The organism is Herbaspirillum rhizosphaerae (genome assembly GCF_001189965.1).
Taxonomy (GTDB): Bacteria; Pseudomonadota; Gammaproteobacteria; order Burkholderiales; family Burkholderiaceae_D; genus Herbaspirillum; species Herbaspirillum rhizosphaerae.
The window spans coordinates 46,909-60,619 of sequence record NZ_LFLU01000023.1 but is presented as its reverse complement, the minus strand read 5'-3'; the positions used below and the strand labels follow the sequence as shown (position 1 = coordinate 60,619).

Annotated in this window: 9 protein-coding genes and 1 pseudogene; 7 read left to right on the top strand and 3 right to left on the bottom strand. The window is 49.8% G+C overall.

Features of this window, described 5'->3' with window-relative positions; translation table 11 throughout:
- The 4 genes from istA to AKL25_RS22085 form a co-directional block, all read left to right on the top strand.
- Nucleotides 1–1,343, top strand: a 1,343-nt coding sequence (gene istA, locus AKL25_RS22100; RefSeq protein WP_050479884.1) for an IS21 family transposase, incomplete at its 5' end; no start/stop codon positions are given.
- Nucleotides 1,333–2,115 carry an IS21-like element helper ATPase IstB gene (istB, locus tag AKL25_RS22095; RefSeq protein ID WP_050479879.1) on the top strand — a complete coding sequence of 261 codons (783 nt, stop codon included), beginning with the start codon at nt 1,333–1,335 and terminating at the stop codon, nt 2,113–2,115. The genes istA and istB, both read left to right, overlap by 11 nt.
- Nucleotides 2,116–2,291: 176 nt before the next feature.
- Nucleotides 2,292–4,076, top strand: coding sequence for a GmrSD restriction endonuclease domain-containing protein (locus AKL25_RS22090; RefSeq protein WP_050479878.1), 1,785 nt, complete (start codon nt 2,292–2,294; stop codon nt 4,074–4,076).
- Nucleotides 4,073–6,259 (top strand): DUF262 domain-containing protein, encoded by a 2,187-nt coding sequence (locus AKL25_RS22085; RefSeq protein WP_050479877.1) that lies wholly within the window; start codon nt 4,073–4,075, stop codon nt 6,257–6,259. The genes AKL25_RS22090 and AKL25_RS22085 overlap by 4 nt, the downstream gene beginning before the upstream one ends.
- A 557-nt stretch (nt 6,260–6,816) precedes the next feature.
- On the opposite strand, the gene AKL25_RS22080 is transcribed toward AKL25_RS22085, so the two are convergent.
- Nucleotides 6,817–7,059 carry a hypothetical protein gene (locus AKL25_RS22080; protein ID WP_050479876.1) on the bottom strand — a complete coding sequence of 81 codons (243 nt, stop codon included), beginning with the start codon at nt 7,057–7,059 and terminating at the stop codon, nt 6,817–6,819.
- 1,187 nt (nt 7,060–8,246) lie between these two features.
- On the opposite strand from AKL25_RS22080, the gene AKL25_RS23955 reads away from it, so the two are divergent.
- Nucleotides 8,247–8,780, top strand: a complete 534-nt coding sequence (locus AKL25_RS23955) for a hypothetical protein (RefSeq protein ID WP_083444834.1) — start codon at nt 8,247–8,249, stop codon at nt 8,778–8,780.
- A complete protein-coding gene (locus AKL25_RS24355; RefSeq protein WP_157050731.1) occupies nt 8,770–9,417 on the top strand; it encodes an HIT family protein in 648 nt (215 codons plus the stop codon). The genes AKL25_RS23955 and AKL25_RS24355 overlap by 11 nt, the downstream gene beginning before the upstream one ends.
- A gap of 109 nt (nt 9,418–9,526) precedes the next feature.
- Here AKL25_RS24355 and AKL25_RS22070 read toward each other — a convergent pair whose 3' ends face one another.
- On the bottom strand, nt 9,527–10,435 hold the full coding sequence (locus AKL25_RS22070) for a polysaccharide deacetylase family protein (RefSeq protein WP_050479874.1): 909 nt from the start codon (nt 10,433–10,435) through the stop codon (nt 9,527–9,529).
- Between the two features lie 580 nt (nt 10,436–11,015).
- Complete coding sequence (locus tag AKL25_RS22065; RefSeq protein ID WP_050479873.1) at nt 11,016–12,509, bottom strand: amidohydrolase family protein; 1,494 nt, start codon at nt 12,507–12,509, stop codon at nt 11,016–11,018.
- Between the two features lie 404 nt (nt 12,510–12,913).
- Between AKL25_RS22065 and AKL25_RS22060 the strand changes: the two are divergent.
- A pseudogene (locus tag AKL25_RS22060) lies at nt 12,914–13,642 on the top strand (YoaK family protein); the annotation flags it as partial.
- Between the last annotated feature and the right edge of the window lie 69 nt (nt 13,643–13,711).

Genomic DNA, 13,711 nt, shown 5'->3' with positions numbered 1-13,711 from the left:
TCAAACTCTCGGCCTGGTTAAAGACTGAAGCTGCCAAGTCACGCAAGCAACGCCGTACGTTGAAGCAGCTCCATTTGGAGCTGCGAGCGTTGGGTTATGAGGGGGCGTACGATCGGGTCGCGGCCTTCGCCAGACGCTGGAAGGTGGATCAATTGGAGAGGGTCAATTCTGCGAGCAAATCAACATATATTCCTCTCTCTTTCGCCCCTGGAGAGGCATTTCAATTCGATTGGAGTGAGGGCTGGGTCGTCATCAATGGGGAGCGGACAAAGCTACAAATTGCGCAATTTAAGCTGAGCCATAGCCGTGCGTTCTATCTTCGAGCATATTTATTGCAGACACATGAGATGCTCTTCGATGCGCACAATCATGCGTTCGTAGCGCTAGGAGGGATACCGAAGCGTGGCATCTATGACAATATGAAAACGGCTGTGGACAAGATTAAGTCGGGCAAACAGAGGGATGTAAATGCCCGATTCAATGCGATGGCCAGCCATTACTTGTTTGATACAGAATTCTGCAACCCTGCCTCTGGATGGGAGAAGGGGCAGATCGAGAAAAACGTCCGGGATAGTAGACATCGTATTTGGCAAAAAGAATTGGCTTTTGCGTCCTTAGATGCATTGAACATTTGGTTGGAGGCCGAGTGCCGGCAGCTGTGGCGTCAAATTCGCCATCCGGAAGCGGAGATGTCGGTATGGGACGCTTGGGAACTAGAACTGCCTCACCTTTTGCCCGTGGGCCAGCCATTCGATGGTTTTGTTGAACACACAAAACGGGTATCTCCAACTTGTCTCGTCACATTGGATAGAAACCGCTATAGCGTTCCAGCTTCATTTGCCAATCGCCCTATTAGCTTGCGCGTCTATGCCAGCAAGTTGGTTGTTGTCGCGGAAGGCCGGGTCATTGCCGAGCACGACCGCGTTATCAATCGCGATCACGGCCCTGGAAAGACAGTCTTCAATTGGCGCCACTACCTGGCAGTATTACAGCGTAAGCCCGGAGCATTACGCAACGGGGCGCCGTTCAATGAGTTGCCGGAACCTTTCAAACAGATTCAAAGCGTAATAATGAAGCGACCGGGAGGTGACCGAGATATGGTCGACATACTCGCCTTGGTGCTATTTCATGATGAAAAATTGGTACTCGCTGCGGTTGAGGAAGCGATGAAATCGGGCGCCGCATCAAAGCAAACCGTGCTAAATATCCTCAGCCGATCGCTTGATGGAACGCCACCACCACGTATAAGCACGCCACAAGCATTGAGCTTACTGATTGAACCGGAGGCCGATACAGGGCGATATGACAGCTTAAGAGATAAAGGAGCGGAAGATGCAGCATGACGTCATGGTGGGGATGTTCGCATCTCTTAAACTTCGAGGAATGGCTCAAGCGGTAGAAGATCTCGCGGAACAGGACTCTCCCGCGTTCCAAGCTGCGTCGCCAGTTCTATCCGATTTACTGAAGGCAGAAATAGCGGAGCGACAAGTTCGTTCTTTAGCTTATCAAATGAAAGTGGCAAAGTTTCCAGCTTATAAAGATTTGAACGGCTTTGACTTCAATTGCAGTGAAGTCAATGAAGCACTCGTGAAGCAATTACATCGTTGCGACTTTCTCCAATCAGCACAGAATATAGTTTTGGTGGGAGGACCGGGAACCGGAAAGACGCATTTAGCGACGGCCATTGGTACGCATGCGATAGAGCATCATCAATGTCGTGTTCGGTACTTCTCGACGGTAGAACTTGTCAATTTGCTAGAACTAGAGAAGCAGCAAGGGAAGGCTGGCCACTTAGCTATGCGCCTCCTTTACACTGATCTGGTTATTCTCGACGAGCTTGGATATCTTCCGTTTAGCCAAGTAGGCGGATCGCTGTTATTTCATTTGATAAGTAAGCTCTATGAGCGTACTAGTCTTATCATTACGACTAATTTGGGATTTTCAGAATGGGGCGCCGTATTTGGAGACGCCAAAATGACTACTGCTTTACTTGATAGACTTACCCATCACTGTAATATTCTCGAGACAGGCAACGATAGCTATCGCTTCAAAAACAGCTCGACTCAGCTGAAAAGAAAGGAGAAATCGTCTAGCAAAGTAACCATCAACTTATAAAACTAGAAGCAAAGAACGGGTCAAAATTCGATGCAAAAGTTGGGTCAACATTTAATGCAATTCAACACCATACTGGTAGGGGAATTTTTCCCCTAACTTCCCGGTGAAAAGCGCTGAAAACTCTAAAAATCGAGCGAAGGTAGTTCTTCGCACCTATCGTAGATCAACGAGGAAGTATGAATACAGGTAATCTTCAATTGCGTTCTGTCAGCCAACTAATGACCGAATCATTCTTCATTCCTGCTTACCAGCGTGGCTATCGTTGGACCGTTCAGCAAGTCACGGATTTGTTAAACGATGTAGCAACCTTCACGGAAAGGCACAAGCCGATCCCGGGAGAGTTTTACTGTTTGCAACCGGTCGTCGTCACCCGGCGCAACGACTACTGGGAACTCATTGATGGGCAGCAACGGCTTACAACAATCTTTCTGATCCTGTCTTATCTCAACAGCCGATTGGTCGCTGAAGAGCGCAAGGAATTGTTCAAACTCACCTATGAGACTCGTGAAAACAGCGCTAGTTACTTGCTGTCACTAGATGAAAAATCGCATCAGGATAACATCGACTTTTTTCATATCTGGAATTCGTATCAAGTCATTCGCGATTGGTTCAGGCTGAGGAGCAACCGATTAAACTACATCGAGGCTGCAGTTTTGAATGAGATCAAGGTCATCTGGTACCAGGTTGATGAAGCTGTTGAACCGATCGATGTGTTTACGCGCTTGAACGTTGGCAAGATTCCGCTCACAAACGCAGAACTTGTAAAAGCACTGTTCTTGCGGAGCGGGAATTTTGACAGCGATGGATCGCGCGCCAAATTGCTGCAGCAGTTAAGGATTGCCCAAGATTGGGATGAAATCGAGCGACGTTTGCAGGAAGAGGCATTTTGGTATTTCTTGTCTAATCGCCAGCAGGAAGTGAATCGCATTGACTTGGTATTGGATTTGCGCGCCGAGGAGATACCGCAAGTTGTAAGCCGTTGGGACGTGAATCGTCTGTTCCTTACATTTAACACGCATCTGGCGTCAAAACAGAACGCGGTTACAAACGAATGGGACATGATCAAACGAGTGTTTCTGCAACTCGATGAGTGGTTCCGAGACCGGTTCTTGTATCACGTTGTTGGATTTCTCCTCTGTCAAGAAGTTAAAGTAGGACAGGTGTGCGACCTTGCACGCAGCGCTAAATCCAAGACCGCGTTTCGAGCTGCGCTTAAAGCGGAAGTGTTCAAGCTCGCCTTCGGAAAACTTCGAGGCTCCGTGGATGAGGCCGACTTGTCCGAGTTCATCCATGGTCACGTGGCGCAGTTGGACTATGATTCGCATCCTGTATCTATCCGCCGTCTTCTGACATTGTTTAATATCGCGTCACTATTGGAACTTGGTGACAGTGGGCCGTGGTTCCCCTTTGATCATTTCAAGAAGGAACAATGGGATCTAGAGCACATTCGGTCGGTGAAATCCGACATGCCTCAGCGCGTTGACGCTCAGAAAGCCTGGCTAGGGCAGGCACTCGAATACTTCTCGGAGCCAGAACTGGCGGCGGTTAGCCGCGGAAGCCACGCATACGAACAGAAGTTCGCTGAACGTTTGCGCGCAGTGCGTGAGATGGAGCCCTTTGACGTTCCCGCGTTCGAGACGGTATTCAATGACGTTATCGACCGCTATGATCCTGGCTCGGATGTTGAAGTCGACAACAGCATTGGTAACTTGACACTCCTGGATGCTGGTACCAATCGAAGTTACGGGAACGCGATCTTTCCACACAAACGGCGCAAACTCATCGCGCTGGACAAGTCGGGCCGCTTCGTTCCACCATGTACAAAAAATGCTTTCCTAAAGTACTACAGCAGCAAGATCGACGAAATGTTAACCTGGAGTCGTCAGGATGCGAAAGAGCACGAGCAAGCCCTCGTGAGTTCGCTAGTACGCTTCTTCACATATGATGGAGAACACGTATGAGCGAAGCACGGCAGCATTCATTCGCGACGCTCTTTGCGAGCATCGACACAGTTGAAATTCCTATCATTCAACGTGACTATGCCCAAGGAAGAAAACAATCCATTGACGTCTTGGACGGTTTCTTGGCCTCGTTACGGGATGCATTAAGCAACGAGAACAAGCGTGGACTAGATCTCGACTTCATCTATGGGACATTTGAAGACGGCGCAGGCAGAGTACTCTCTCTGCTTGACGGCCAACAGCGTCTAACAAGTCTATTTCTTCTTCACTGGTATGTCGCAACATGCGAGGGACAGTCTGAAGACTTTAAGGCTCGCTGGACAAGAGATGGACGCTCTAGGTTCACCTACGCCACGCGGCCAAGCTCTGCTGAGTTTTTTGATGCACTTGCAAATGCTTTGGTTGTGTTGCCGGCTGAAGAGAAGTTGCGGGCTGGTGGGCTCTCCGCCAGTTTGGCCGACAGCAACTGGTTCTTCCTTTCCTGGCGCGGCGACCCTACGGTTAAATCATGCCTGGTCACGCTCAATGCCATTGCCCAGATGTTTGGCGTCACCAAGGGCATGTATGCGCTCCTTGTAGACGAGCATCAGCCTAGGATCACGTTCCACTTTCTCGACTTGGAGCGCTTCGGTCTGACCGATGATTTGTATATCAAAATGAATGCTCGGGGCAAACCGCTTACTCCGTTTGAAAACTTTAAAGCTTGGCTTGTCAGACGTGTGGCGCCAGAACCTTGGGCAAAGGGCTTTGATTTGGCGATGGACCAGAAGTGGATGGATCTTTTCTGGCGCCTCGCCTCCAAGAAGAAGGATGTACCCGTTGGACAGGTGGTTGATGATTTCTATCTACGGTTCATGTACCTGATGGCATTCTTCGATGCTTGCAATCGAATCGAACATCCTTATAGCGCGCCAAGGTCGGTCATTGAGTGGATCATGAAGTTACGCCAAGCGCGTGGCTACATCCCCCTACGAGAGCTCGAGAGCCATGGAGCCTTTAGCCCTACTACTGCGCTAATCACCACAAAGGTGTTGGACCACTTCAGCGGCTCTGTCTCTACGGCGGACTTGACAACGCTAGAGCGAGCCTTGGGGCCCACTAGTGACTACCTCGATCTTATAAAGTTTTTCTGCCTCGTTGGATGGATTGACAGCCCTGTCGTGAAGTCGGAAGTAGCAGGTCTAGAGAAAGAGCGCTCCCGGTGGGACCGTGTCACGTCAAACCTTCTCGCCAATCAGCGCATCGATGATATCTATACAGCTATCCTGGCAATCAAGGGCGTGCAGGCACTAAATCTTTATATCGGAAATCTGTATGAATCATTATCGAAAGCATCAGTACCTCCTTCCGGCTTCAGTGGTGAACAGGCAAAAGAAGAAGTCCGCAAAGCGCGACTTATTTTAGAAGATCCAGCACGGGAAGCCCTGTTCATTGAGGCCGAGATACATCCCTATCTGCAAGGAAAGATAGGATTTTTGCTTGACTTTAGCACTTCGTCCGAAGGATCTCTTGACCATGATGCATTTGCCTATTACTCGGAGCGAGCAAGAGCTGTACTTGCTACAGGTATACGTGACTCTACGCAGCACATCCTGGAGCGTGCATTATTGTCCATGAGTGACTACTTGATCGAGCGCGGTTCGTCAAAATTCTCATTCTGCCAGCCCGATGCGGGTACTTACCGCGATAGGTCAGAGAACTGGTTAAGAATAATCGGCCGGCGTGAGTTTCGAAATTTACTCGATCGCGTTGGGAACAACGCCATTATCTCGCTACAGGAAATCATTGATACTGCTGTCTGCAATGATTGGCGAAAGTATGTCGTGGCAGAGCCTCAACTTATCGATTATTGCAGAGAACGTCTCGTACATCGTAAAGGGGCGGGTGACATTTATTTGTTGTCACGAAAACGGCTTTCTGGATATCACGCAGAGATAAGGAGTTATGCGCTCTTTCTTGCATTGCAACGATCAAAGTACGCATTACCGGGAATGACTTACTACTATGCGGAAACCTATGATGACACCCAGCCTGCGCTTATACTTCAATCCGAAGGGCACATGTTAAGGGTCTATTACAGTGCTGACGCTTGGATCTGTATTGGTTCTTCCGGACAGGCCACTTTACCAGAGTCCCTTGTAAAATTCATGAACGTCCATTGTTTCAACGAAGATAAAGGCTAGACGAAAGTAGGCGCCATGAAAATGTTGATTTTCTCGCGGAATTGACCCTCTCCAATTGATCCACCTTCTAGCGCTTTGCGAAGGCAGCGATGCGATCGTACGACCTCTCGTAACCCAAGGATCGCAGCTCAAAGTGCCGCTGCGTAAGGTACGGCGCTGCTTGCGTGACTTGACCGTTTCGGTCTTTAGCCAGGTCGAGAGTTTGAGGGTGTACTCGTCCCGAGAGCCCCTGGGGACGCCTGTCTGCATAAGCTGGCCCAATGGTTTCCGCGCGGATATACCCTCTGACGGTGTTGCGTGAGATGCTTAAACGCCTGGCGATCTCTCGCAATGGGACCTGGTCACGAAGGTGCCAGCGTCGAATAATTCCAAGTAATGCCACGTCGATCACTCCGATCTCCTGCTTGTGGTGATAAGCAGAATTGTGTTTTAAACGTGAGTCAATTCCTGATGAAAATCAACAATTCGCCTTACAGAAGCGTCGCCAGGCATCGCTGCCGTACTGGTTCCCCTGATCCAACAATGAAAAACGGGCTACCGAAGTAGCCCGTTTTTTATCAAGCAATTTTTTTCATGATCTGACTGACACGGCCAGTACTGATTTCGTAGATTTCCGCAACTTTTTTCTGTGGAACACCTTGTTGCACAGCAGTTTTGATTTCTAGGTCTCGAATCTTGCGAGACATCTTGCTGGAGTCAACCTCGTAACGAGCATTCATTACACCGACTTGACGTTGCAAGCCGGTAACCTTGCGTTCCAACTGTTGAATGCGGTAGTCGCGTTCAGCTTCTTTTCCCATGGTAAACTCTCTCTAAAGGGTGGTGTTGTTCAATTTGCCGCAGGAAGGCTTCTTCCGGAAGACCTACGACGACTTGATTCTACCCTTTTTTCGTGCCTGCACACATATGTTTAATGATAGTTTAATTTTTGTAAAAATATATATTTAAAATCATAGGGTTATATTTGTTTTTTGCGCCAATTAATTTTTTGATTGGCGACGATATTTTCTCTCTCGTGAGTAATCTTGTTGTTTTGCTAATGATGTGTGCCATTATCAATAACCGCTCCCTATACTGTCGACACGGAATATCCCTGATAAGCGCTGTGGATATCAGAGCCTCGATCACATCAGATATTTCGCTAACGGATTTATAACCTGTCCTTATGGCGATTGGCAGGAAGTTCGCGATTCCGTGACCAAGATGCCTCATCACCATGCTGCAAACATCACCGCGACAAGGCTTAACGTAAAGTTCTACAACATAGACGCTACGCCTATATTGGTCGAGTATGAATGGCATAAATCTATTCCTTTAGATGGAATGATCCCGGCATCAGAAGTTGTGCCCCTTATTCTGGAAAAGGAAGTTCCCTGCTAGCAATAGTCGGAAGTGGCAGAAACATGGGAGAGCATGCGGCCTTACTTTCTTGGTGAGCCCCACGGTAGCCGTTCATCTTTATTTGTGACGCGAGAAACGGGACAACAATAAAGAAGGTTTGGGAAGCGCTAATTTACACAGGCATGTTCGGACCTATCTAGGTCTGAAATGAAGCTCAAATGGTTAGGCCTAGTAGATGATGATTGATGACCAACCGCAGAAGCTCAGAACACAAGGCTGCCGAGGAAGAGCTGCGACCGGGAATTTCAAAAAACCTGATGCCGTGACATAGAATGCTCCCAACAACATCTCACCAACTCATAGAAAAAATCTCATTAACTTGTAGAAAGATTGCGATAAAACAAAACAAAAATTCTCATTTTCTTATCGCCTCTCACATTGAGTCTTTTTGCCAGTAGTGACGGCGTAAAAAAACGGCTTGGTTCTTCAGTGAACCAGGCCGTTTTGTCGTAAGACATATTTAGTAATTTCGACAGCGCAACGAGCTTATTAAAGCAACGTAGAAGTTTCAAAATCGGTAGTGGGCTATAGAAGTAATAATCTACGGACTTACATCACGCCAAAACCTAAAAAATAAGAGAGAGAAATGGCCGGAGAAACGAGAACAGATGAAGGATTGGCAGGGAGAGACTGCGTGCCATTCTTTTCAACGGACGAGGCTCAAATAAAATTTGAGTTCTGGTATTTAGTGGCCATCTTCCTATTGTCAGTTGGCGCGATGTTATTTTTGCAGTTTGGTAACAATTGGCTTGGGATAAGGCACGATGACAAGCTGGTAGTGTTTGCGTATCTCGGTGGTTTCTTAGGCGGATGGGTTTATGACACCAAATGGTTTTATCGAGTGACCGCAAGAGGGAAAAACAATCAATATCCCTTTCGATGGCAGCCCCATAAGTTCTATTGGAGAGTTCTTACGCCATTCCTCTCGGGGTTAGTTGCACTCGCAACTTTCTTCTTAGCCACTTCGGATTTTTTACCGATTTCAATAAAACATAAAGACTCAGCACGTGCTGCATTCGCGACAAGTTTTCTACTTGGTTATTTCTCTGATTTGGTCTTAAGTCGACTTGCAGCGTGGGCAGAAAAGATTATTCCTAAATCAACGAATCATGATCAATAAATGCAATTTATGCTCAGAGTTATCAGGGCAGATTCCAGATGATTGGGACGGAATTTATAAGGGATTGGTAAGTGCCGGAAAAAACAAGATTGTTGAGTCCGATAATTTTGTAGTTGTACCCAGTGCTGGGCCGCTTAATGACTCTCACGTAATGTTAGTTCCAAAACTGCATGTAAATTCATTCGCAATATTGCCTCCTTCTTTGGTTGATGAGGCTATGCACATAATTGAGAAGCTGCAGCGCTATACAGAATTAATTTCTAATCAACGTCTTATTTTCTTTGAAAGTGGGTCAGGTACAGGAACGTCTCACGCGGGTGGTTGTATTGTGCATGCGCATATTCATTGTTTGATTGAGTCGGATGAATTTCGACGTCGCATATTCGAAGAGATTACTTTTACGTTGATAAAAGGAGAGCATTACCCGGATGCGGATTTGGTTCACGGTTATGTCTGGTATCGAGATACCGACAGTCAGTCTTACATGTGTAACGATCCACTGTTGCCTTCACAATTTCTGAGATATTTATACTCGCAGTGTGCTGGCGATATTCGAATGTGGAATTGGCGACGGCATATCAATTTTGATGGAATGTACAACGTTCTGGATAGATACAAAGATCTATCTTTCTCTTGAGTCTTTAAAGATCTTTCATGTAAGAGAAAAATAAAAAAAGGTCTGGTTCTTCAATGAACCAGACCTTTTTTATTGTGCTTCAGATTTCACATCGCAATGCTCAGCATGCTCAGTGTGAATTGCCATCCCACATCCAAGCCCATAGCCCCGGCAAATGCAGCGGCTTGGAGCGGTCTGTGACGGTGCGCGCCATGACCGCGCGCTGCAAGGCCGCGCTGTCGTCGTAAAACGGTTTCGCGGCCACCGTCAGGCCGGTCTCCTGGGCGCTGTCGAGCAGGATCTGCAGGTATTCCTGCATGTGGCGCGAGGTGTAGCGGTTGAGATCGTGGAAGGTGACTTCCACCGGGATCACGCCGTCGACCGTCGGCAATTCGCCGTCGGCAATGCGTTCGCGCACCTCGGACAACTGCCGCACGATATTCGAGCGGCGGCGCAGGCTGAAGTTGTAGCCCCAGATCTTGCCGTCGTTCAGGCTGACATCGGTCATCAGCACGTGAAAGCCATGCTGCTGATACGCGGCGAAAGTGCGCTGATCGAAATTCCAGAAAGGCGGCCGTAGAAAAACCGGGGCTGCGCCGGTGATGGACGCAATATCGGCGCTGCCGTCGGTGAGCGACTGCTCCAGCTCCTGCGGGTTCAGATGCCGGTGATTGGTATGTCCCGGCGTGCTGGTGTGGAAGCCCAGGATATGGCCTTCGTTGTGCTCACGCTGCATGATCCGGCGGCCCAGTTCGCTACCGCCGGCGCCGTGCGCACGTGTCTGTACAAAAAACACCGCCTTGATGCCGGCTTGTATCGGGTTGTTGGCGAGGTCGTCGAGGATAGACAGCGTCGGATTGAAAAAACTCGATGCGCTGGGGCCGTCGTCAAAGGTCAGCAGGAAACGAATCGGCGCCTGCACGTGCAGGCGCTGTTCGGTCAGCGGCGTCAGCGCGATCGGCGGCGCGATGCAGCCGCTCAGGCTGAGCGCGACAGCAATCGCTGACAATACAGATAAAGCGGCGGAGATGCGTTTCAAGTTGCGGACCTGTCATGTGGAACGCATGCCATCCACAGGCGTGAAATGCGTTCTTTCTCTATCGTGTCGACACATCCACAGACAAGCCGCACAGAAGTACAAAGGCCGCGCGATTATACCTGAGCGGTTTCCGCAAACTTAAGAAGCATGCGTTGCCGGAAAGCCTTTAAAACAAAAACGATTACATGGACTCGCGTCCCTGGCTGGTTGCCGCGTAAAAAGCGGCGGCAAGAAATAAATCCGGAAAAATTCTCCAAGGAGGATGACTGCATTAACGATCCTCTTCTTTACCGGCCATTTGTCGCCATTACTAGAACTCATTTCATAAATAGGCATGAGATGCGTTCTTCCCAGAAAGGGTGCTGGCAAGGCGTGCGACGCGTCGCGTGGCGGTGCCACGCGCAAGGAGCGCAACGCGGCCAGCGCCCTTTCTGGAAAGAACCCGGAGGGAGCGGCCTGTTTGGGCGAATTGCCGCGTTACGACTCGGGGTCAAGACGCCCAGTCTTGACCCCGAGTCGCGCCTTGCACTTCATCCCAAACATGGCAAGCTCGCACTCACGCCTATTTATGAAATGAGTTCTATATCTTCAGATAGCGATAGGCATTTCCCCAGAAAAAATTCTCGCGATAGGCTGCCAAAGGCCGATTGTCATCAAACATTTTCAGGAAGACGTTTAAGTAAGCGCGAGGGTGATCGACCATGGAGGGCATGTGCCAATCAGAGCCGTAACCAATCTTTTGAGAAAAATCATAGGATTCGCCATCATTGCTGGTTAATGCGTTCAATAGATTTGCTTCGAAGCGTGCGTATGCGGCATTCTGCTCGGCCGCAGATCCTTCAATCAACTCGGTGATATAGGCGAATTCACAATAGACGTTTTCGTATTTCCGACAGAGACGCGCAACATTCCATGCGTAATTACCCGGTGAGTTCCATTCAGCCTCACTGGCCACCCATCCTGGCGAGCTGAAACCGTTGTTATCGGCACGACCGCCACCGGCATGGCCAAAACACAATCTGAGTTTTGCAAATTCACCGTTATTGGCGGCGAGTAATTTTTCCCAATTTCTAGGATCTGCATTCAAGCCTTTTCGAAATCTTGTTTGGAAACCGACCGGTGTGCAATGGGTAAATACGGGGATGTCACGTGCAATGCACAAACGAAAGAATTCAAGTACACGCTGTTCGATTGCCGGGTCCTCATTTCCAATAGGCAGGTAACCCATGGCGGTATAGAACTTAAATCCTCTGAATCCTTTGGCGCAGGAACTTTCAACTATTTCCCTCCAATCTGGACGTCGCGGATCAAAGGCCGAAAAACCAAAAACACGTGTCTGATAGCGGTCGGCAAGATCTTGCATTCGTCCTAGCTGAACGCCATAAAAATCGTATTTTGGTTTTACCATTTGCGCCGGCGTCTGATTGACGACATAGGCCATCTGCATGTCCATCATATGATGCACGAACTGCAATGGCGGAAGGTCATCGCCGTAGTCGTCTATCAAAGTCTGCGCCATATGTTCTTCTGCATGCAGCATGTTGAAGAAGAACTCTGCATAGTTCTCGATCTCGTCGCGCAATGTAATCAGCTCTTCAAGCCGACGAAAGGTGGCTCTGACGATTTTCTTTGCCCACTCGCTGATATCGTCAACGCCGACAAATGAATGTTGTGAGGAATCCAGGCCACCTTCTTCGATGAGTATGTCTTCGAGTTCGCGCAGATCGGCATAGAGTTCATCACTATAAATTTGCACCATCGCCGACGCCGTGGCCGGAGAGGATTCTTTTGCCTGCGACAAATTCTGTGCGAACGGCGTTGTGAGCGTCTTCGCGGATAAGTCGGATAGCGCTTCAATATAGGCGTTGACCGAATCATCGAATTGCTTGAAATAGATCCGAGGCCGATATTCGGATTCGGTCAATCGTTCCAGCAGCTTTGCAGCACCCCTGGCAAGACGGCTTTCACTTGCGTCTTTTTCCATGGCATTGGCAATGATGCCGGCAAGCGGGAGACAGCGGGCATTGAACAGATGCGTATGCAAGTCGACAATAAGCGTTGGATGATTGGGCATGTGGTGTTCTCCAGAGGTAGATCGCGAACACGAAGAATCGGGCTAACGAAAGTTGCGAGATGCAGAAGGGGCCATCTTCATACCCCTATGAGACACGACCTCAGGTTAGCAAGCTGTTGAGGCGGGCGCCTCATGCATTTGCATGAAGTCTGAGAAAAAATTGCACATGGAATCAAACATGCGGGGTAGTAGTTCGTTGGATGCGCCAGCCGATAAAGAGCCGGCATCTTGATACTCGGTCCGCTTATCCACGCTGCATAGCAGGTGCGGATGGAGCGCCGTTTGAACGCCAATATTGCCGGAGTCGCCGGTCAGCGGACCATGCGTCGCATCATCTATACTCACCGGGCCGGCGCACTGTCGGTGTTTTCCACTTCCACCTCACTTCGTCCGAGAGAGCCGCCATGCCAGTCTCCTACCTCAGAAGCCTTGCAGGAAAAAACCGCACCCTGACCGGCAACCGGCACCTGGCCTTCGTGCTCTCCGCGATCGCCGGCGCGATCAATGCCGGCGGCTTTCTGGTGGTGGGGCAATTCACTTCGCATATGTCGGGCATTCTGTCGCTGATGGCGGAGGATGTCGCGATCGGGGCGGTGGGATTGCTGATGGCGGGCGCCGCCAGCATGTTCTGCTTCATCGCCGGGGCGGCGTGTTCGGCGGTGATGATCAACTGGGCGCGCAAGCGGCGGCTGGAAGCGGAATACGCCATGCCGCTGATCGCCGAAGCGATCCTGCTGCTGTTCTTCGCGCTGCTCGGCGGCAACATCACCAGCGTCGAATGGCTGTTCGTGCCCGTGACGGTGATGCTGCTGTGCTTCATCATGGGTCTGCAAAACGCCATGATCACCAAACTCTCGCGCGCGGAAATCCGCACCACGCATGTCACCGGCATGGTCACCGATATCGGCATCGAGCTGGGCAAGGCGCTCTACTGGAACAGCAAGCGCCATCCCGATCTGCACGTCCATGCCGACATCGGCAAACTGAAAAACCTGTCGACGCTGGTGCTGTTGTTCTTCGCCGGCGGCGTGGCGGGCGCGCTCGGTTTTCGCCACATCGGCTTCACCTTCACGCTGCCGCTGGCGGCGATGCTGATCCTGGTCACGCTGGTGCCGGTGCTGGACGATGTGCGCCGTATGCAGAGCCTGCGGAAATAGCATTGCCGCGAGGTTCGCTATTCCGATGAAAAAAGGCCTGCGCGG

What these genes read in the sequence shown, in the direction of transcription:
- AKL25_RS23955 (WP_083444834.1), top strand. Translation starts at nt 8,247, where the DNA reads ATGGCCGGAGAAACGAGAACAGATGAAGGATTGGCAGGGAGAGACTGC.
- AKL25_RS22090 (WP_050479878.1), top strand. Translation starts at nt 2,292, where the DNA reads ATGAATACAGGTAATCTTCAATTGCGTTCTGTCAGCCAACTAATGACC.
- AKL25_RS22085 (WP_050479877.1), top strand. Translation starts at nt 4,073, where the DNA reads ATGAGCGAAGCACGGCAGCATTCATTCGCGACGCTCTTTGCGAGCATC.
- AKL25_RS24355 (WP_157050731.1), top strand. Translation starts at nt 8,770, where the DNA reads ATGATCAATAAATGCAATTTATGCTCAGAGTTATCAGGGCAGATTCCA.
- AKL25_RS22080 (WP_050479876.1), bottom strand. Translation starts at nt 7,059, where the DNA reads ATGGGAAAAGAAGCTGAACGCGACTACCGCATTCAACAGTTGGAACGC.
- istB (WP_050479879.1), top strand. Translation starts at nt 1,333, where the DNA reads ATGCAGCATGACGTCATGGTGGGGATGTTCGCATCTCTTAAACTTCGA.
- AKL25_RS22065 (WP_050479873.1), bottom strand. Translation starts at nt 12,509, where the DNA reads ATGCCCAATCATCCAACGCTTATTGTCGACTTGCATACGCATCTGTTC.